14 protein-coding genes are annotated in these 20574 nt (G+C 63.4%); 9 read left to right on the top strand and 5 right to left on the bottom strand.

The genetic code is table 11. From position 1 onward, the window contains the following. Nucleotides 1-822: 822 nt before the first annotated feature. Together glf and ACI1US_RS04720 are read right to left on the bottom strand one after the other, a co-directional pair. Nucleotides 823-1962, bottom strand: coding sequence for a UDP-galactopyranose mutase (glf, locus tag ACI1US_RS04725; protein WP_416549905.1), 1140 nt, complete (start codon nt 1960-1962; stop codon nt 823-825). An 80-nt stretch (nt 1963-2042) separates the two neighbouring features. After that, nucleotides 2043-3461, bottom strand: a complete 1419-nt coding sequence (locus ACI1US_RS04720) for a lipopolysaccharide biosynthesis protein (RefSeq protein WP_461638566.1) — start codon at nt 3459-3461, stop codon at nt 2043-2045. 167 nt (nt 3462-3628) lie between these two features. Here ACI1US_RS04720 and ACI1US_RS04715 point away from each other — a divergent pair, with 167 nt between their 5' ends. Genes ACI1US_RS04715 through ACI1US_RS04700 form a run of 4 tightly spaced genes read left to right on the top strand, consistent with a single transcriptional unit; the run spans nt 3629 to nt 7966 of the window. Beyond that, nucleotides 3629-4654, top strand: a complete 1026-nt coding sequence (locus ACI1US_RS04715) for an ABC transporter substrate-binding protein (RefSeq protein ID WP_461638565.1) — start codon at nt 3629-3631, stop codon at nt 4652-4654. Further along, entirely contained in the window at nt 4651-6795 is a 2145-nt protein-coding gene (locus ACI1US_RS04710; RefSeq protein ID WP_461638563.1) for an acyltransferase family protein, read from the top strand. The genes ACI1US_RS04715 and ACI1US_RS04710 overlap by 4 nt, the downstream gene beginning before the upstream one ends. 56 nt (nt 6796-6851) lie before the next feature. Then, nucleotides 6852-7595, top strand: coding sequence for a glycosyltransferase family 2 protein (locus ACI1US_RS04705; RefSeq protein ID WP_461638561.1), 744 nt, complete (start codon nt 6852-6854; stop codon nt 7593-7595). Then, nucleotides 7592-7966 (top strand): DUF2304 domain-containing protein, encoded by a 375-nt coding sequence (locus ACI1US_RS04700; protein WP_461638559.1) that lies wholly within the window; start codon nt 7592-7594, stop codon nt 7964-7966. Before ACI1US_RS04705 ends, ACI1US_RS04700 begins: the two co-directional genes overlap by 4 nt. 14 nt (nt 7967-7980) lie before the next feature. On the opposite strand, the gene ACI1US_RS04695 is transcribed toward ACI1US_RS04700, so the two are convergent. Further along, complete coding sequence (locus tag ACI1US_RS04695) at nt 7981-10017, bottom strand: DUF6541 family protein (protein WP_461638557.1); 2037 nt, start codon at nt 10015-10017, stop codon at nt 7981-7983. Between the two features lie 246 nt (nt 10018-10263). Between ACI1US_RS04695 and ACI1US_RS04690 the strand changes: the two genes are divergently transcribed. Further along, a complete protein-coding gene (locus tag ACI1US_RS04690) occupies nt 10264-11154 on the top strand; it encodes a glycosyltransferase (RefSeq protein WP_461638555.1) in 891 nt (296 codons plus the stop codon). 114 nt (nt 11155-11268) lie between these two features. Here ACI1US_RS04690 and ACI1US_RS04685 read toward each other — a convergent pair whose 3' ends face one another. After that, entirely contained in the window at nt 11269-13176 is a 1908-nt protein-coding gene (locus tag ACI1US_RS04685) for a glycosyltransferase (RefSeq protein ID WP_461638553.1), read from the bottom strand. Nucleotides 13177-13347: 171 nt separating this feature from the next. Here ACI1US_RS04685 and ACI1US_RS04680 point away from each other — a divergent pair, with 171 nt between their 5' ends. The 4 genes from ACI1US_RS04680 to ACI1US_RS04665 all read left to right on the top strand — a co-directional run bounded on the left by ACI1US_RS04680 (nt 13348) and on the right by ACI1US_RS04665 (nt 17870). Continuing rightward, complete coding sequence (locus ACI1US_RS04680) at nt 13348-15135, top strand: methyltransferase domain-containing protein (protein ID WP_461638551.1); 1788 nt, start codon at nt 13348-13350, stop codon at nt 15133-15135. Nucleotides 15136-15152: 17 nt separating this feature from the next. Next, on the top strand, nt 15153-16028 hold the full coding sequence (locus ACI1US_RS04675; protein WP_461638549.1) for an ABC transporter permease: 876 nt from the start codon (nt 15153-15155) through the stop codon (nt 16026-16028). Continuing rightward, nucleotides 16012-16752, top strand: coding sequence for an ABC transporter ATP-binding protein (locus ACI1US_RS04670; protein ID WP_461638547.1), 741 nt, complete (start codon nt 16012-16014; stop codon nt 16750-16752). Before ACI1US_RS04675 ends, ACI1US_RS04670 begins: the two co-directional genes overlap by 17 nt. 119 nt (nt 16753-16871) lie before the next feature. Next, complete coding sequence (locus tag ACI1US_RS04665) at nt 16872-17870, top strand: glycosyltransferase family 2 protein (RefSeq protein WP_461638545.1); 999 nt, start codon at nt 16872-16874, stop codon at nt 17868-17870. On the opposite strand, the gene ACI1US_RS04660 is transcribed toward ACI1US_RS04665, so the two are convergent. Continuing rightward, nucleotides 17867-20461, bottom strand: coding sequence for a bifunctional glycosyltransferase/CDP-glycerol:glycerophosphate glycerophosphotransferase (locus ACI1US_RS04660; RefSeq protein WP_461638543.1), 2595 nt, complete (start codon nt 20459-20461; stop codon nt 17867-17869). The two genes, ACI1US_RS04665 and ACI1US_RS04660, sit on opposite strands and share 4 nt — an antisense overlap. Nucleotides 20462-20574 lie beyond the last annotated feature (113 nt).

Here is a 20574-nt window from a genome sequence, read left to right as displayed (position 1 = left end):
GAGTGGCCCGTGCAGGAGCACCCCGGGCGCCCCTGCGGCCGGTACGCAGCGTGCGCAGTGAGCTGCTCCCAGCTGTCTCCCGCGCCGGCACGGAAAGCCAGTACAGCGTTACCCAGAACGCTCAGGCCCCATGTCATCTATCCCCACCCGTTTATGGCCCTCACCAACATCAGTCTGAATAAATAGGGTCGCTAAGGATGCCAGCTGGCGCTTCCCGCTAGGCCGGGAACACCCAACATCAATTCCGAAGGCTCTCTAGTCTCCACACACCGCGTGCGGACCGGACTCGCCCTGACTCCCCCTCAGCAGATATCCCCTCCGCGAAAGGGCATGCCTTCACCCGCAGAAGTCACCCGATCTCGCCGACACGATATGCTTTCGACGCTCCGGGAGGGGCGTTGAGCTGAGCGGCCAGCAGGGCCCGTGATGTGTGCGCGCACAGTGAGCCTTTCAGTAAGGCCCCTGCAGCCGCGGCATGTGCCCGGCCGCTGGAGCTTCGGAACGCCCTCAGCCCGGGCCCACCTGCCTGAACGGCAAGGACGCGAAGCGCCCGCGGCAGCCCCGCATCGCGAACCCCACCCTGAACACCGAAACACCGTCCACTTTCAAGCTCGAAGCCCCCGAGTAATACATTCCGACCCGTTTTCGGGCCGCGCAGGAGTCGGTTTGAATCAATGGGGTCGGAGAGGACGGCAGGGGTGACGGCCCCGCGACACCGGGTGCTCACCCTGAAGAGCGAAGCACCCCTATCGGTTTGCAAAGCAGAAGGCCCGGCCACCGCGCAATCGCGGCAGCCGGGCCTTCCGTTCTCGGTAACGCTCCTTAGAGCGTGCCTTCGAGCTTGTTGTTCCACATCGACAGTGCAGAGCCAATGGCCATGTGCATGTCGAGGTACTGGTAGGTGCCGAGGCGTCCTCCGAAGAGCACCTTCGACTCGTTCTCGGTGAGCTCGCGGTACTTGAGCAGGCGCTCGCGGTCCTCCGGAGTGTTCACGGGGTAGTACGGCTCATCTTCACGGGTGGCGAAGCGCGAGTACTCGTGCATGATGACGGTCTTGTCGGTCGGGTAGTCACGCTCGGGGTGGAAGTGACGGAACTCGTGGATGCGCGTGTACGGCACGTCTGCTCCGGCGTAGTTCATGACGCTCGTGCCCTGGAAGTCGCCGACGGGGAGCACCTGCTGCTCGAAGTCGAGCGTGCGCCAGCCGAGCTCGCCCTCTGCGTAGTCGAAGTAGCGGTCGACCGGGCCCGTGTAGACGACGGGAACCGTGCCGACGACAGCTGCCTTGTTCAGCGGCTGCGACTCGTCGAAGAAATCGGTGTTCAGGCGGACCTCGATGTTCGGGTGGTCTGCCATGTTCTCGAGCCACGCGGTGTAGCCGTTCACGGGAAGGCCCTCGTAGGTGTCGCTGAAGTAGCGGTTGTCGTAGTTGTAGCGCACCGGGAGGCGGCTGATGACCTCTGCGGGCAGCTCCGTGGTCGGGGTCTGCCACTGCTTCGAGGTGTAGTCACGGATGAAGGCTTCGTAGAGCGGGCGGCCGATGAGGGAGATGCCCTTCTCCTCGAGGTTCTGTGCGTTCTTCGTGTCGAACTCGCCGGCCTGCTCGGCAATGAGGGCGCGCGCCTCGTCGGGGCTGTATGCGGAGCGGAAGAACTGGTTGATCGTGCCGAGGTTGATCGGCAGCGGGTAGACCTCGCCCTTGAAGTTCGAGTACACCTTGTGCACGTAGCTCGTGAACTCGGTGAAGCGGTTGACGTATTCCCACACGGTCTCGTTCGAGGTGTGGAAGAGGTGTGCGCCGTAGCGGTGCACCTCGATGCCCGTCTCGGGCTCCGCCTCAGAGTAGGCGTTTCCGCCAATGTGGTCGCGGCGGTCGATCACGACCACCTTCTTGCCTGCGTTTGCAGCACGTTCAGCGATGGTGAGGCCAAAGAACCCAGAGCCAACTACGAGAAGATCCATGGAATCTAGTCTATGCGATGCCCCGGGCCCGGCAGCACTCACTTTCAGGGTCTGGTGGCGACAACGTCGCTCCCGCACGCTTAGGCCCGGCGTGACCGCTTGAGATAGAGCACGCCGAGCAGCCCGGCGACGACGATTCCGGCCGCCAGCAGGGCCAGGCCCCATCCGAACGAGACCGGGGTGAGCAGCAGTAGGATCACCACGGCCGCCGAGGCAAGTGCACTGAGCAGGTATGCCTTGAGGTCAACCAGCTCGCGCCCGTAGCGCCGGGCGATGAGCACAAATACAAGCCCGAGCAGGAGGTACGCGACGACCTTCACGATCCCCACAGCGAAGAGATCACCCGAACGCGCGGGTATCGCGGCAACCGCGAGCATCGCGACCGCCGTGACGGGGGTGATCACGCTCATCCAGACGGTGCGACCAATCGCGAACATCTGGCTCGAAGCGACGAGGAAGCCGGCGTATCCGACGCCCACGAGCGGAAACAGTTTCGCGAGCTGGAACAGCTCGGGCTGGGGTTTGTCGACCAAGACGTAGGTGGCGAACGTCGCCGCCCCCGAGACGAGCACCGTAAGGAGGAAGGCAACGAAGAACGCCTCTCGCTGAATCACACGGCTTTTACCCTCGCCGCTTTCGCCGCGAAGCGACAGCAGTACGGCCTGCCAGACGTTGCCGAGCGCGAGAATCACCGCGATGGCTCCGAGCGCGAACGGCATCACCGCGTTGTAGCGCCCGACTACGGCCTCACCCTGGAAGATCGCGAGCAGCACTGACTCGCCCTGCTGCATGACGATCAGGGCGAGGCTGTGCGGGAGCACGGGAAGCGCCATGGTCGCGGCAAGCTTCAGCGCGGTCGGTTCAGAGAACGGGGCTGCCGGTTTCGTCAGCGCGACACCGAGCACCGCGGCGGCGAGCACCGCGATCGAGAAGCTGCCCAGGTAGATCTCTGCGGTCGGGGCGAATACCACCATGCTCGCAAGGCCGAATACGTGTCCCACGACCGTGGCAAGCACGATCACGACGACGAAGGACCCTGCCCGGCCCTCGGAGCGCAAGAAGGCGAGGTTCATTTGACTGACGCCGTGCATCGTGATCGAGAGGATCGCGAAGAGATACAGCCAGCCGATGGTTCCGCCAGAGGCACCGCTCACAACGACAACCACGAGGGCGGCGATGGCTCCGAGGAGCAGCGACCCCGCCGAACCGAAGCCGTTGAGCGCGCGCGCCTTTTGCACGCCCCGCTCAGGGTCGAAGTAGGTGGCTCCAAGCGCGAGCGGCAGACCGGCGGTAATGGCCACGAGCGCGATGGCGATGAGCGAGAGCATGAAGCTCGCCTTGCCCCACTCTTCGGCCGACATCATGCGAATCGCGAACGGCTGCACGGCGATCGCACCGCCCCCCTGGGCGATGGCCGCCACAAGGTAGAGGTAGCGCTGGCGCGGAGCGTTGAGCTTGTCGCTGTTCGTTTGCGCTGAAACCGGGTCTTGCGTTGTCATTGGAGCTAACACCCATTCCAGGTCTACGGCTATAGGAGGTTCACAGCTAGCAGGCAGCGGCCGCACGCTCCCGCCAGGCGATCACGGTTTATACTAACCCTTATGCCTATTGCCCGTTCCTGCGATCACACAGCTCGCCGGCACCAGCCGTCACCGAAGAGCCTGATATGACCGGCGTTACCCGGAGGGGCTTTCTCGGCTTCGCAGCGCTGCTCGGACTGGCGGGCTGCACCAGCACTTCTCCCGCAGAACTGGGCGGCGAAGCAGCGGGCAGCAAGCCGCGCTCCGTCAAGCACGTGTATGGCACGACGCACATCCCCGCGTCTGTTTCTCGGGTTGCCTGCGTCGGACTCGCCTCACACGACATCAGCCTTGCGTTGGGGGTCATGCCGATCGCCGTCCAGGCGTCCGAGGCACTCGACACCAAGCTCAGCCCTTGGTTCCATGACCGCATGACCGAGGTCGGTGGGCGTCCGCCAGAGATGCTCGCCCGAGACTCCTGGACAAGGGTGCAGAAGTCTCTCGAACGGCTCGCGCCAGACCTCATCCTCGCGGTCAACGGCCAGCTCTCGAAGCAGCACTACGAAGAGCTCAGCAAGATCGCACCCGTTGTCGCACATCCGGGTGCCCCCGCCAACACCCCGTGGCGAGAAGCTGTCGCGATGGTGGCGACGGCGCTCGGCGCTCCCGCAGCGGGCGAGAAGCTCATCGCCACGACCGAGGGCGAGATCGCTGACACTCGGGGACTCTACGCGGACTACTCTGAGCTCGGGACGCTCTACATCGGTTCGAGCGGCGCACAGGGCGCTGACCTCGAGGTGTTTGGCGAGCAAACCAACGAGGTGCGCGCGCTGCGCGAGTTTGGCCTGCACTCAGCGCCCGCGCTTGCCGAGCTGTCAATCGCTGAGCAGATCGACCCGACCAAGCGTAAGCTCGTGCCGCTTGATACCGTGCGCGGCCTAACCGCTGACCTCGTCCTCGCCGCCGTTCCGGACTCACAGCGCAAGAACGAGCTGCGTGGCGGCCAGTTCAGCGCAACGCTCGGCCGCACGAACGACGACACGATCTTGCTTCGGGCCCGAGCAGAGGGCTATGCGATGCAGGAAAGCTCACCCTTGAGCCTCAGCTGGGCTGCCAAGAGCGTGATTCCCGACGTTGCGCGGGTGCACTACGCGTCGACCCAACAGCAATGAGTCACGCCGCGGCTCCCGTTCGTGCCAAAGCTTCGCCCCCAGCAGCGAAGCTGGCCCGGGCGCTCCGACCAGACATTCAGGCGCTCCGCGCCATCGCGGTGATCCTGGTCATCCTCAATCACCTCTGGCCGACTCGCATGCCCGGCGGCTACATCGGCGTCGATGTGTTCTTCGTGGTCTCCGGCTTCCTCATCTCCGCCCACCTGCTGCGCGAACTTGAGCGCACTGGGCGGGTACGCCTCGGCACGTTCTACGCTCGCCGGGCCCGCAGGCTGTTGCCGGCCGCTTACCTCGTCACCATCATCTCGATCATCGGTGTACTCGCCCTCATGCCCGTCTCGCGCTGGCGCGAGGCCGCCACCGAGGCATTCGCCGCCTCCGCGTACTTCCTCAACTGGCTGCTCGCTGCGAAGTCAGTCGACTACTCCGCAAGCACCGGCGCGGCAACCGTTGTTCAGCACTACTGGTCGCTGTCCGTCGAAGAGCAGTTCTACATCGTGTGGCCGGTCGTGCTCATTGGCGCGTTCTGGCTCGCCACACGCCTGCGCAAGAACGCGCGCACGGTGCTCACCACCGTCGTCGTGAGCGCCGCGGTGCTGAGCTTCGCAATCGCCGTTTACTCCACTGTCACGAGCCGCAACGAAGCCTATTTCGTCACGCAGAACCGCGTGTGGGAATTCGCGATCGGCGCGCTCGTCGCGATCGCCGCGAGCCGGTTGCTTGCGCACACGCAGCACCGCCCGATCCTCCAAGCCGTTGGGCAGTGGATCGGGATCCTCACCCTCGCCATCGTGCCGTTCGTGTTCGACGACAAGACCCTCTTCCCCGGCCCCTTCGCGGCCCTGCCGGCACTCGCGACCGCGCTCATCATCGCGGTCGGTCCCGGAATTCCGAAGTACTCGCCGTTTGCGCTGCTTCGGATTCGGCCGGTGCAGTTCACTGGCGACATCTCGTACTCGTTGTACCTCTGGCACTGGCCGCTGATCGTACTCGCCCCCTTTGCGCTCGCGCGGGACCTTCGTTTCGCCGACCGCATCGTGCTCATCGTGCTCTCGTTTGCGCTGGCCGCGGCGACCAAGTATCTCGTCGAAGACACCACGCGGCAGAAGCTGCTCGCGGGCGCATCGCTACCGAAGTTCTTCAGCCTGCTCGCGGCCTCCATCGCTGTGCTCTTCGCCTGCTCTGCCGCAATCGTCGGCGTCGTCGACGCGCGCGCCGCCGCTGACGCGGAACGCACCGAAGAGCTCGAATCCTCAGAGTGTTTTGGGGCGCAGAGCCTCGCGCCAGGTGCCGACTGCGGCGATCCGTTCGCCGCGATTGCCGAGCTCCCCGTGGCAGAAAACCAGACGCCCTGGTTCGTCGAGGATGCATGCACCGCAGTTCCGGGCGTGATCGCTGTCGGCGATGAACAGCTCTACCAGCGCTGTGACTTTAGCGACGGCGACCCCCAGGCACCCGAGGTATGGCTCGTCGGCGACTCGCACGCCGAGCACTGGCAGGCAGCGATGTTTGAGATCGCCCGGGCCGAGGGCTGGCAGGTGAACCTCAGCTTGCTGGGCGGCTGCCCGCTCGTTGACGTGCCCCGCGTCTCGTTCATGGATGGCGCGCCAGACACCCAGGAGACGCAGCAGCGCTGCCTCGACTGGAGCAGCAAACTGTCCGAGGTCATCGCGAAGCGCTCCCCCGCTCCCGACCTGGTAATCGCCTCGAGCTTCGCCGCCGCCGAGAAAATCGACGACGGCAGCGGCAGGCCCCAGGACGAGCAGTACTTCGACGCGGCCACTCGCCTCTTTTCGCAGTGGAGCGAGAGCGGCACGAAGATCGCCGTGATCCGCGATGCCCCGATCGCCCGCGAAACCGCGACGCCAGACTGCCTGGCAAAGCACATGGACGACCCGATGGCCTGCGCTGCCCCGCGCGCGGAGGCACTCGCGAACGACCCGTTTGCGGCGGCGGCGCGCAGCGATGGCAACGTGAGCGTCATCGATCTCACTGACCGCTTCTGCACGGACTCCGTCTGCTTCGCGCTCGCGGGATCCGTTCCGGTCTATTTCGACGGCAACCACCTATCGCGAAGCTACTCGCTGTCGCTTGCGACGCCGTTGCGCGACCAGCTACTGCCACTACTCCCGCAGCGTTAGGCAGTCGTTCACCGCCAACACGGGGACTTCCGCCACCGCACGACTATGCTTAACACGTGACTGCACCACGCTCAAAAGTACTCATCATCATGCCGGCCTACAACGAACAGGGCGTGGTCGGACAGGTTGTCGAAGAGACCCTGCGGGCCCTGCCCGGCATTAACGTGCTCGTGGTGAGCGACGGTTCGCGTGATGGCACCGCTGCCGAAGCTCGGACGGCCGGGGCACTCGTGCTCGAACTGCCGGTGAATCTCGGGGTTGGCGGCGCGATGCGAGCCGGCTTCAAGTTCGCAGTTCGCGGCGGCTACGACGTCGCAGTGCAGGTCGACGCCGACGGGCAGCACAACCCGCTCGACGTGCCGCGCCTGGTCGAGCAGCTCGACAACCACGACCTCGTCATCGGGGCGCGCTTTGCGGGCGTCGGCGACTACAGCGTCTCTGGCCCGCGCAAGTGGGCGATGAAGCTGCTCAGCGGCATCCTCTCGAAGACCGGCGGCGTGCGACTTACCGACACCACCTCCGGTTTCAAAGCGATTGGCCCCCGCGGGCTCGAGCTCTTCGCAGAGGAGTTTCCCGCCGAGTACCTCGGCGATACCATTGAGGCGCTCGTGATCGCGCAGCGGGCGGGCCTGCGGATCTGCCAGGTCCCCGTCACCATGCGCCCGCGCGCCGGCGGCGTTCCCTCGCAGGGCGGCTGGAAGCTGACGGTCTACCTCGTCCGCGCCATGCTTGCCCTCGCGCTCGCGTTTCTGCGCCCCTCACCCAAACTTGCCCCCACGCCGGAAGAGACCGTCTCATGAGCATCGCAATCTACATCGTCGGAATAGTCACGGCGACCCTGCTGATTATCACCGCGTTCGAGATGCTGCGCAGGCGCAAGCTCAAGGAGCGTCACGCCATGTGGTGGCTGCTCGCGGGTGTCCTGATGCTCATCGTCGCGGTTTTCCCCGCCTCGGTGGCATGGCTCGCATCGCTGCTGGGGGTCGAGGTCTCAACGAACCTGCTGTTCTTCATCGCGGTGGTCGCCCTCAGCCTGGTAAGCCTGCAGCACAGCTCAGAGCTCACCCTGCACGAGAACAAGCTTCGCGTGCTGACCGAAGAGCACGCGATGCTGCAGCAGCGGGTTGAGCAGCTCGAGCAGCGGCTCGCAGCCGACCAGTCGCAGAACTAGTCAGCTGCGGGCAGCTACTGCTCGCAGACCGTCGCCTTCATCAGGCGCGCCCCGCCCTTGGCGAAGACCACGTCGATGCCGGGCGCGAGATTGTCGTCTAGGCCGTCGACGCCGAGGTAGCGATCCCTCGTCTCGATGACCGTCTCGTCGCCAAAGTCGAGCGCCCAGTAGGCGTTGAGGTCTCGAACAATCGGGCAGACTGCCGGGTTGTACGCAGCCTCACTCCAGTGGTCGAGGAGGAACTGCTCGTCGTCGCTGCGCGTGCCAAACATGTGCGGCGCGAGCATCTCGCGGCCGGCAAGGGCGTACGCGAGCGACGCACCCGTGAACGGGTTCCCGACGATCACGGCGTCTTCGGGCACGAGCTCGGGTACTCGCGCAATCACGGCAGCCTCGTCGTCACTCACCAGGCGCATGTCACCGCTCTCGGAGAAGACCTGTGAAATACGTTCTTTTACGTTCGAGAGCGTGCCCGACTGCGAGAGCATCGCTGCGGCGAAGACGGCGACGAGTGTTCCCGCGGTGAGAGCAGCGACGCTCACCCGGCGCGGCGAAGCCGAACCGATCCATCCTCGTGAGGAGACGTAGGCGACTGCCGACCTGACAACGGGCACGAACCATCGCATGAGCTCGTCAAAGCCGAGCACGACGAGCGGCAGTGTTGCCAGCGGGAGCAGCGCGGCCAGGCGGAATGGATCGTTGTACCAGACGCCCACCATGAAGGTGCGGAGCGTGCCGATGCCCCAGCCAGAGGCGAACATGTACAGAATTCCGGCCACCGCATAAATGCCCAGCACCCACCAGAGGTCTCGCCGCCAGCGGAGAATGACGTACGCACCGATGATGGTGAGGATCATCATCACCCAGGCCGCGATCGCACCCATCGGGGCGCTCGCAATGACTTCGCCGATTGCCTGCGAGGTGCTCTGACGCGCCTCCCACGGCGCTGCGGTGAGGTCGGGCCGGACCTTCAGCCAAACGACGAGTGCCGCAACCGAGTAGAGAGCGAGCAGCACGACCCACACCGCGGCTCGCTTACGCGGCTGCTGGCGCTTCGCCGCAGCGATCACCTCTGAGAGCACGCGTGCGGCCAGCGGCAGATACGCGAACGCGATCAGCGCGACGAGGGCGCTCGGGTGAGTGATCGCAACGCCGGGCAGCACGACGATCAGCCACACCACGGGAACGACGGGCGACACCGGCTTGAGCTTCGACAGGCCGAGCACTTCGATGATGAGCCCGAGCGCCACCGGAAGCAGCGCGATGGCGGCAAACAGCGAGTACAGCACACCGAAGCCGATCAACAGGTAAGGGAACGCACTGAAGCCCGCCGAGAAGAGGCCTGCGGCGATGACCGGCAGCGGCCGCTTGCCGACGATGCGGGTGACCAGGTACATGCAGCCAAGCGGCCACACGAGCGCGCTGATGAGAATCGCGACGACGTTCACGCCCACGGCAACCGGCGCATCCGAGGCAACGACGACGAGCGCCATCACATCGTGCAGGCCCGCGGGGTAGAAGCCCTGCGAGGCCTCAGTGAGGTTGCCAAGCGTGAGGGAAGAGCCGTTGGCGGTCTCCGAGATGTGCTTGACCGCGTTCAGGTGGAAGACGTTGTCAAACGTTTGCGAAAAGTTCATCGGGTTGCCGATGGTGCGAATCAGCGTCCGCCCGATGAGCACCGCACCTCCGACGGCACCGATCGCCACGGCGACCCAAGCGAGCGGCCGCCACAGCCCCCCACTGTTCGGGAAGCCGTTCATCGCGAGCGATGTCTTGATTTCGCTCTGGAAGCGCCGCCGCTGCCACAGGTTGAACAGCAGCGCGATCACCGCGACGACCGCAGCGGTCGCCCAGAACGTCAGCGGCGAAAATGGCAGCCCGACGAACGGCAGCACGACTGCGAGACAGGCCGCAACGCTCATGCTCACGGGGCCAGAAAGCGCGAGCATGCTCAGGCCGCGCACCCCACCGAGTCGCAGAATAACTGCGCCGGGCAGGATCAAAATAGCCAAGCCAGCCAGAAACACCGGCCAGGTTTCGATCCAAGTCATGTAATACAGTCACCTTTCGGGCACGTTGGAGTGGCACCAACCCTCGAATTTTACTCTACCCGCCCACGCCCATTGGCCTCCCTTTCCGCACGAAGAGCTTCTGGCCAGGTAAACACCAGGTTTTCGCCGTGCCCCGCAGCCTGGGAGAACCAGGGGGCAGCTGCTTCGTGTAGCAGAGAACCTGATATTGTTGACCCCGTATGTGCTCGCAGGTATGGACGCGTGCATTTTTCGAAAGGATTACCTGTGACCACAGTGGACATCATGTTCCCGTACTACGGCGACGTAGATCTCATGAAGGCCGCGGTGAACAGCGTGCTCACCCAGCGGAACCCGAACTGGCGCCTGGTCATCATCGATGACGGCTTCCCCGATCCCGAGCCCGAGCGTTGGCTCACCGAGATCGCCTCGCGCGATTCCCGCGTGACGTACCAGCGCAACGAGAAGAACCTCGGCGCGAACGGCAACTACCGGAAGGCGCTCGGCCTCGTCGAGACCGAGTTCTTCGTAATGATGGGCGCTGACGACATCATGCAGCCCAACTACCTCGACGTGATCCTCCGCGATTTCGCCGCCTACCCGCACGCAGACGTCGTGCAGCCCGGCGTGCAGACGATCAACGAGAACAGCGTTGCCTGCAACACCCTCCCTGACCGCGTGAAGAAGGCGTACGCGCCGAAGGCCACCGGGATCTCGACACTGTCGGGCGAGCGCATGGCGACTTCGCTGATTCGCGCCGACTGGGCATACTTCCCGTCGCTCGCGTGGCGTACCGAGACCGTCAAGCGCCTCGGCTTCCGTGAGGGCTACGACGTGGTGCAGGATCTGGCGCTGCTGCTCGACATCGCCGCCGAGAACGGCACGATGGTCATCGACCCCGAGCTCGCCTTCCTCTACCGCCGCCACATGGGCTCGGACTCGATGGTGAAGGCGCTCAACGGCTACCGCTTCAACGAGGAGCGTCGCTTCTTCCAGTGGCAGGCCAAGCGCTTCTCGGAGCTCGGGTGGAAGTCGTCGGCACGTGCCGCGCGCAACCGCTTCACCTCGCGCCTGAACGCGCTGTCACTCATGGGCCAGTCGATTGCCAAGGGCAAGTTCAACTCGCTCGGCACGCTCGGCAAGCACGTCGTCAGCTAACGCGCCGCGCACTGCGGCGCGCAGTTAGCGCGCAGCGATAGCGAAGGCCCCGTGTTTCAGGATCATCTCCTGAGACACGGGGCCTTCGCCTATTGCGCACGCCGCGGCGCGCGGTCAGCGCCCGTCGAAGGTGCGCTTCCACTCCTCCGGCGAGACCAGCTTCGGCAGGGCGGCACGGTACTCCGCTGCCAGCCGATCCCAATCGCGCTCGATCTGCCTGGTGAGCTTGCGGCTCTGCCGCATGAGCCTACGGAACTTCGCCCGGTCGTGCCGATACCACGCCTTGCCGCTGCCGTCGGCGGTGCCGACGATGACGCTCGTGTGATGCGGAATCTTCCACCAGTCGGCGTCGCGCTTCGCGTACTCGAGATCGGGCTGCGGCGCGTCCCGCTCAGACGACTTCCGCATCCAGTGCTTCGGCACCATCTTGAGCGTGAAGAGCGCAAGCCTTGCCCCCGATGGGCCCACGGGTTTGCCTCCGATTCGGGGCAGCGCCCGTCCGAACGCGGCCGGCGGCAGCGAGGCGTCACCGGGACGGTACACCTGAGTCTCTGGGAAGCCCTTCGCGACCGCGCGGGCCTCTGGCATGTCAGTGGCCATTGAGGCGTGGAGCGCGTTGGGGCCTGCGAGCACCGAGCGCAGCGCCTTCACCGCGAGCTCGACGGCGTAGTACTGCATGTTCAGCAGCTTCTTGAGATCTTGCCTGCCGCTGTTCTGCATGAGCTTGCCGCCCTTGGGGGCTCGCGAGTGGAGCAGTCCAGCGATGATGCGGTTGCGGGTGTGGAAGAACGCCTGCCAGTCTTGCGTGTCGTCTTTGTCGAGCCAGGAGACGTGCCAGAGGGCGACACCGGGCATCGAAACGGTGCGGAAGCCGTGCTCGCGGGCCCGCAGCCCGTACTCACCGTCATCCCACTTGATGAACACGGGAATCGAGAGGCCGATCGTCTCGATGACTTTCTTCGGGATCAGGCACATCCACCAGCCGTTGTAGTCTGCGTCGAGCCGCGCGTGCATCCACGGCGTCTGCCGCAGGTTCGACTCGCGGAAGTCGTGGCGGTGCTGTTCTTCGAAGGTGGGGCCCCAGAGGAACGGCTCGGGGCGGATCGCCTCAGCCCAGGCGTGAATCACGGGTTTGTCGAGCAGGTCAAACATGTGTCCGCCAACGATGGTGGGCTCGCGGTTGAACCGGGCGAACTGGAGTGCGCGCATCGCGCTCTCCGTCTCAAACTCGACGTCATCATCAAGCAGCAGCAGGAAGTCAGTGTCTTCGCGCTCAAGCGTCTCGGCCATCGACCGCGAGAACCCGCCAGAGCCGCCAAGGTTGGGCTGCTCGATGACGTTGAGCTTCTCTCCGAGTACTCCTGCGACCTCAGCGAAGCCGCGCTCATCACGGACCTTCTGCGTGCCCTGATCGACCAAGAACACCTGGTCGATATTGTCGAGCAGCGCTGGGTTCTTGGCGAGGTTCTCGAGCGTCGCGACACAGTAGTCGGGCTTGTTGTAGGTCGTCATGCCGAGGCTCAGCTGGCCCGCGGCCACCGGCTCCGCGTCGGTCGCCCAATTGCCCGCCGTGAGCACGAGATCCTCATCGCCCGCAACAAGATCAAACCAGTACCAGCCACCATCGCCGAACGCGGTGAGCGGCAGCTCAAACCGCGACTCCTGCGGGCCCGACACCGCACGCGATGCAACGCGCTGCTGCTGTCCGTTCGAGTTCGTGCGGTACACGAGCACCGTGCCCTGACCCTCGGTTCCGATCGTCAGCGTCACCGTCTTCACGACGGTCCAGCGCTGCCAGTACGAAGCCGGGAACGCGTTGAAGTAGGTACCGAACGAGACGCGCTCGCCCGCGCGCACCCGGGTGCTCGAGCGCGAGAGCACGCTTTCGAGTGTGGCGAGGTTACTCAGCCTGACCGGGCGGCCATCGATCGTGGTCCAAATCTCCGGATCCAAGTACAGCGGCAAGACATCTGGGTCGCCGCCCACATCTGGGAACACAACGTTCTGCAACGTAACTGACATCGGCGGAGGGGCCTCTCGCGTAACAACATAGGACAGGTCACAACTCTATCCGGCCTGCGTGAACGTCAGGGCGGGGACGGCCATTCTTCACCAGGTGTCGAGAGGGTGAACAAGTAGAGTGGAGGGCACGACCCCACTTATGGGGGTAACACCCAGAGAGCGACACCACAGATGAGACACCCGCAGCTGAGCCCAGCCGGCCTCACCATCTGGGACCTTCCAGAGGGCTGCCTCGCCGTCGATGTGCTGTTCTCGGGCCGGCGCATCTGGACGGTCGAGTCCGCTGAACTCGAACTGGGCTCCGAGAATCTGATTCCCTGGCCGGAGCCCCTCGCCCCGCACTTGCTCGGGCGCACGGCGGCCACCGTGGCGGACTCCGCAACCGGCGCGGCGCTCTGGCAGGGCGAGATCCAATTCTCTGCCGACGGCACCCAGACCACCGTCGAGCGCGCAGACGGGTTGGCGCTCAGCGTGAACAAGTGGGGGCTACTCGCCCCCGATCTCGCAAACCTGTCAGACGCGGTTATCGCGAGCCTGCTCGACGAGACCGGAGCGCTCATCGACCTCCTGCTCGCACAGTCGAAGCGTCCGTTCATCGTTGGCGGCACCCTGCTCGGTGCGGTACGCAGCGGGAAGTTGCTTCCCCACGATGACGACGTCGACATCGCGTTCCTCTCGGAGCACACGAACCCCGCGCTCGTTGGTGCCGAGACGCTGTCACTCGCCCGGGCCTTGCGCGCTGCCGGCTACGAGGTGGTGGAGCACAGCGCGGCCCACCTGCAGCTCGTGTTCCGTGACGAGTGTGCGGCGCCCAGCTTCCACATCGATGTGTTTGCCGCGTTCTTCACCGACGACGGGAACATCAACCAGCCGTTCCACGTTCGCGGCCCGTTCGCACGCGAGCAAATGCTGCCGTTTAGCACTGCCACACTGCACGGCGTCGACTTCCCCGCGCCCGCTGACGTCGAGAGCTGGCTCGTGCTGAACTACGACGAGAACTGGCGCACCCCGATCCCCGGGTTCAAACTCGAAACGCCCGAGGCGACCGTTCGCAGGTTCGAGAACTGGTTCGGCGGCTTCAACTTCAAGCGCGAGTTCTGGGACGACTGGTTCATGGAGCCGGCGAATGCCGCCGCAGCTCCCTGGAAGACCGGACAGAGCTGGATCGAGCGCCAACCGCTCACCAGCCCGCTCGTCATCGACCTCGGCTGCGGCGCGGGCGGCCTCAGCCGATCCCTCGCCGAGCGACACCCTGAGCGTGCGGTGCACGGAGTGGATTTCTCGGCCGAGGCGCTCAGCCACGCACGGGAGGCTGCTGCCGCGCAGACTAACCTTTCGTTCGGCGAGGAGAATCTCAGCCGGCTCTCCGTGCTGCTCGCCCCGCAACGGGCAGGGCACACCGGGCCGTTTGACGTGGTGGCGAACCACATACTCGAGCAGATCAGCCACCGGGCACGCGCGAATATGCTGCGACTCATCCGGCTGTCCCTTCGCTCGGGTGGCAACGCCTATGCCACGGCCTACGCCAGCTACGCGTCGGACGTGTCGCCCGATGACCCGGCAACCTGGCACCTCGACCAGTCGGCGCTCGCTGCCGAGGCGGTTGCCCTCGGCCTGCTCGTCACTTTCACAGACATCCTGCCCGCACGCGGCGAAGCCTCCCGCGGCCCGTACGGCGTGAGTTTCTCACTCCCGGCAGAACCCCTCTCTCCCGCAGCCCTCGCCCAGAAAGCAGGCATCAACATGTCCCTGGCCTCACGACTCAAGGCACGGTTCAGCCGCGCGGCCCGCCCTCAAGCCGCGAAGCTCCAGGCAGAAATCCTCGAGCTACGCGAAGAGGTCGACGAGTTGCGGCACGATAACCTCCGGGTTGCGGAGGTGCTCGATCTGTTGGAGGATCAGTTACTCACCGGGGCGGCACACTCACAGGGCCACCTCCGCACACCCCTCAGCGAATAGAAGTAGAATCAATCGTCGTGGCATATAAAGAAGCGCTTACCGACCCGGAGTTCGATACTCCGGGAAAGAGCAAGGGTTTGGTCGATGTCTTGCGGCATCGCTACCTCCTCTCGCTGCTCCTGAAGAAGGGCATCTCGACGCGGTACCACGGTTCCGTGCTCGGCTGGGTGTGGTCCTACATCAGGCCAGCCGCCCAGTTCCTCATGTATTTCCTCGTCATCGGCGTGATTTTTAAGGCTAATCGCGGCATTCCATACTTCCCCGTGTACCTCTTCTCGGGAATCGTGGCCGTCAACCTGTTCAGCGAGGCCTTGCGTAACGCGACCGCGTCGATCGTTGATAACAAGGCTCTCGTCAAAAAGATTTATCTTCCCCGCGAGCTCTTCCCGCTGTCGGCAATCGGTGTCTCGATCGTGCACTTCCTGCCGCAGGCAGCGGTGCTCCTCATCGTCGCCATCATCCTCGGCTGGAACATCTCGTTCCTCAGCATCGGAGCTTTCTTGCTCGGCATGCTCATCATCGTAATGTTCTCTCTGGGCCTCGGTCTCTTCTTCGGGGCCATCAACGTTGCGTACCGCGACTCGCGAAATATCGTCGACCTCATTCTCATGTTCGCCACTTGGGCGTCCCCCGTGCTGTACTCCTGGCAGATGGTCAAGGACAGGGCCCCGGGTTGGTTCTACGACATTTACATGCTGAACCCTATGACGGTCGGCGTTGAGCTTCTTCACGGCGCTTTCTGGGGGCCGATTGCCGAAGGCCTCCCCGGATCCGACCGCCCAGAAGGCCTGCTCATGAATATTCTCTGGGGCTTCCTCATCGCTCTCGGTACGCTGATTATCGGGCAGCTCGTATTCCGTAAGTTGGAGGGGTCTTTTGCCCAGAATCTCTGATTCAACAAAGCCTGCGATCATTGTCAATGACGTTCGCAAGACGTTCAAGATTAAGCACACACATTCCTTTAAAGAGACCTTTATTGGCCTCTTGAAGCGCAAAAAGCTGAGCTCAGATTTCAACGCGCTCGACGGGATTTCATTTAGCGTCGACGAGGGCGAGTCCGTCGCCATCCTCGGCTACAACGGCTCGGGCAAGTCGACCACGCTGAAGCTCATCTCGGGCGTGCTGCGTCCCGATGCCGGCTGGGTACGCACACGCGGCAGGGTTGCGGGTCTCATCGAGGTTGGCGCTGGCTTCCACCCGGACCTCACTGGTCGCGAGAACGTCTATCTCAACGCTGCAATTTTAGGGATGCAAAAGGCTGAGATCGATGCCCGCTTCGACGACATCGTTGCGTTCTCAGAGATCGGTGAGTTCATCGATAACGAAGTGAAGCACTACTCCTCAGGAATGTTTCTGCGTCTCGCGTTTTCGGTTGCGATCCACACTGAACTCGATGTGCTGCTGGTCGATGAGATCCTCTCAGTAGGAGACGCGCCGTTCCGGGCCAAGTGCCGCGATAAGATCCGCGAGCTCGTGGCCGAAGGCAAGACCATGGTCGTGGTCAGCCACGATGTCGGAACCGTAAAGGAGCTCTGCACCCGCGGAATCGTCATTCGCAAGGGCAAGATGCATTTCGATGGCCCAATCGATGAAGCCGTCGCCGCGTTGAAGAGTTAGAGTTCGTGAACGCTAACGCCACGGCAGCCGTTTTCAGGCTGCACCGGATATCCCTAGTGGATCGGTGTGTTCGATGGGCACTACTCAAACGACAACCTTGGTTTATCAGGTTGCGTACGATGCTGACGCGCGAGACGATGCTCGATTCAGGCACGGTAACGATCGTAGTTCCCGTGTACAACACCGAGCGCTACCTGCGGGCGGCTCTCGACAGCATCCGACTGCAGCGTTACTGGGACCTCGAGGTCATTCTCGTCGACGACGGTTCTTCCGACGGCTCCACGCGCATCGCTGAGCACATGTGCGCGATGGATGACCGTTTCAGGCTGATCCGCACCAACCGCCGCGGGCCGGGCGGCGCCCGCAACGCTGGCATCGCTCTCGCAAGTGGCACGTATCTTGCTTTCGTAGACGGCGACGACATTATTCCGACCGGCGCGATCGCACGTCTCGTCGCGAGCCTCCGCACCTCACAGTCCGAGTTTGCGGTGGGGGCTTTCGAGCATCTGCGCGGTACCGAGCGCTGGCGCTCACCTTGGGTGCAGCAAGAGCACGGGCGCTCACTGCAGCGGCGAACGCTGGAAGATGTTCCTGGAATCACCCGCAACGTTTTCCCGTGGAACAAGCTTTTTGACCGAGCGTTCTTTCTGCGCGAGGTCGGCAGCTTCCCCGAGGGCACGCTGTATGAAGATCAGGTTCCCACGGCGCGCGCGTTTGTCGCCGCGAGCGCCTTCGACGTGCTCCAAGAAACGGTCTACCTTTGGCGGCAGCGGGAGTCGGGAGACTCCATCACGCAGAACCGCTCAACCGTAGAGCACCTTCATCAGCGCATCAACGTACTCACTGAGGTCGACGCGATCTACGCCGGCGCGTTCCCGAAGACGGTCCACCGCGACTGGCTTTTCAAGACTCTGAACGAAGACCTCATGCCTTTCATTGAGGTCGCGGATCAAGGTTCTGACGATTACCGGGAGCAACTCTCACTGCTCATCACCACGCTGTGGCAGCGTTTAACCGCTGCCGAGCAACAAAGGGCGCGCGCACATCACAACGCGCCTGTCGTGCTCGCCGCAAAGGCGAGGAACTACGAAGAGGCCTTTCGCCTCCTCACTGACTAACGGCGGTCTCGGAGCGCAGAGATCGCGTCGAAGACGCGTTTGCTTGCGTTCCCATCACGCGCCGGGTAGATTTCCTCGATACGTTGGCGATAGGCGCGAGCCTGTTCTGATGCCCCGTCGAGGACCTCGGCGATCCCAGTGAAAACGCTGTCTACGTGCTGCACGACTGGGCCAAAGCCATCACGGGCTACGTCGAAGTATCCCGGTGATCCAATATGGCCTCCACCGTAAAACTCCTCACGGTCGAACTGGAAGTACACGCACGGGGCTCCACAGAATGCTCCTTCAAAGGATTGGGAGGAATAATCCGTCACGGTCACCTCGGCACGAGCGAGGAGACCCGCAATGCTGCCCTGCTGGTAACTCTCCACTCGCACCGACTTGGGGATACTGAGGTATTCAAGGTGCGGCTCCAGGTTCGGGTGTGGCAGGAGCACCAACTCAAGGTTGTGTGCTTCGGCGAGAGCAGCGAGCTTGGGACTGTTTAACAGCGCAGACCACTGAGCGACATACTCAGAATCCGCGAAGGCTTCGCCTGCGCTTCGGGAGTTTCCGTCACCGGTGACTTCGGTGAGTAGGTAGCTCCGCCAGGTCGGCATGATGAGTACTGAACGTCGCGTCCGCGCCGACTGAGTTGTCGCCATTGCGGCTACCAGTCGGTCGTGGCGTGGGAAGCCCGTAAGTCGCACTTCTTTGTTGCTGAGAATGTAGGGAGTCAGGTCTGACACGAATGCGCGACGTTCTGGCTCAGTCGCCGTCATGATCAACTGAACATCTTTCGCGTTAAACCACCGGGATAAGTCGTTCTGTGTAACGCCGTGCTGCAGGAAGACGAAGTTCCAGGTCTTCGCCACCCCGAGCTGTTCGAACGGTCGCACTACATACTCGTCGATATGGGAAGACACCAGGTGCGAGGCGTTCCGCACAGCGAGAAAATGTCGCGCACCGCCAAAAGGAATAACGCGGATTCCGTCCTTCCGAAGCCGTCGGTAATCAGGGCTACGCCTCCGAACCACGAATCGGGTGTTTGTCCGCGGTTGGTGCTTCACCAGGTATTGGGCAAACGCCTCAGCGTTGTCGTTGGCTTGAGTGTCGCGGTCGAGCAAGACCCAACCATTGCGATACGGCAGCGAGAACGGGGGAACCACGGCTAGGCGGTTAAGAAGCCCCTGTACAAGGCCCCTGATCCTGCGTGCCGGATTACGGCGGGGAGTGCGTGCGGGCATAGATATGGGGTTTCCCCCAGCGAGCCGCGCGTCCACAGGCTTCGAAGTCGACGGGCGATTCCACCCGAAACGGGTTCGAAAGTCCTCGTCGGTGTGCACCGTGCCGGCATCCGCGAAACCTTCAGGATCCCCAGGCTCGGAAGTGAGCGTAATCAGCCCACTAGCGGGAACCCATAGAATTCGCTCGTACAGCCAGTCTTCTCCTAGGAACCTCACAGAACGCCACTTCGCATAAAGTGGCTGTACGGAGGACCCCCCCGAAATCACGCGCTCTGCGTGCTCCGTGCCCACGCTCAGGTACCGAAGTTCGGTCCCGCCCAAACCTCGGTCCTCGCGGTAGCGGCGTACCCAACGTTCGGCGATCTCACCAGCGTTCGCAGCAATCCACGCCCCCCTGATTTCGGGCACGACCGAGACCAAGTTGAAGCCCCATAGCGCTTCGGTCGAACAGCGCTGCAGCACGGACCGCACGAGAGCGTTCAGCTCGCGGAGCTGCTCTGCGTCTGCGCCATGGATTGGGTCCTTCATGCGCATACTGGCAGCGAAGAGCCAGTAGAGGTCGTAGAGCACCATGTACTGAAGCCACAGGGGCGCTGCGTCTTCCTGGTCCACCTGCTGCAAGAGCTCGAGGTGTGCGGCGCGCGCTGTCACAAGGTAACGCGACGCGGGGTCTGCGTCGCTCGCGCTCAGCGCCCCGGTTCCATCAACGCGGACCTGATACAGATAGTGCGCCTCGCTCAACACCCGAATGTGCGTGTTCTGCGCAGCGAGCAAATATTGCGCGACAAACTTTCCGTCTTCGAACACTCGGAGTCTGGGATCGAAGCGAACACGCTGTTCGGCGAGGATATGTGCACGGAAGAGAGCAGTGTGCACTGCGAGCTGCAGAAACGTGGGTTCGTCTGCAAGGTCAAGAGTTCGCGTACCTTGACTGTATCGATAGTCCAGCGCGTGCCCGAGGGCCTGCTTCGTTCCTTCGTCAATTCGTACGAGGCGCGTCGCCAGCAGGCTCTCGACTGGGTCGGCTTTGATGGCATCGACTACGTGCTGCAGGTATCCCGCGCCGAGAAGGTCGTCGGGGTCGGGGAAAGTGATCCACCGCCCAGTCGCTGCATCCAAGCCGGTGTTACGCGCTGAGCTGACGCCACGGTTCTCGGTCACGTTGATCTGGACGCTGTAAGGAGTGTCAGCCGCCCACTCCCTGATCACTGCTTCCGAGTTGTCCGGGCTGCCGTCGACCACAAGAATGACTTCGAACAGCTCCGGGTCAACTCCCTGCAGGTCGATCGACTCAAGAAATCCTCTGAGAAAGCGCTCGACTTTGAAACAAGGCACAACGAGAGATACCAGGGGCAGGTCGGCCAAGTTAATGCGCTCCTTTAGCTACGTTGAGCAGTCCGAAGTGTGCACCATTTCCAAATTGGTAACCACTCGTGCTTCTCACATCCATAGTAATGCAGGGCTAGAGTTGCCCATGT

The sequence above is a fragment of the Leucobacter sp. BZR 635 genome, assembly GCF_048061935.2.
Lineage (GTDB): Bacteria > Actinomycetota > Actinomycetes > Actinomycetales > Microbacteriaceae > Leucobacter.
The sequence above is the reverse complement of the archived record's forward strand: the minus strand, read 5'-3'. Positions and strand labels throughout refer to the sequence as shown.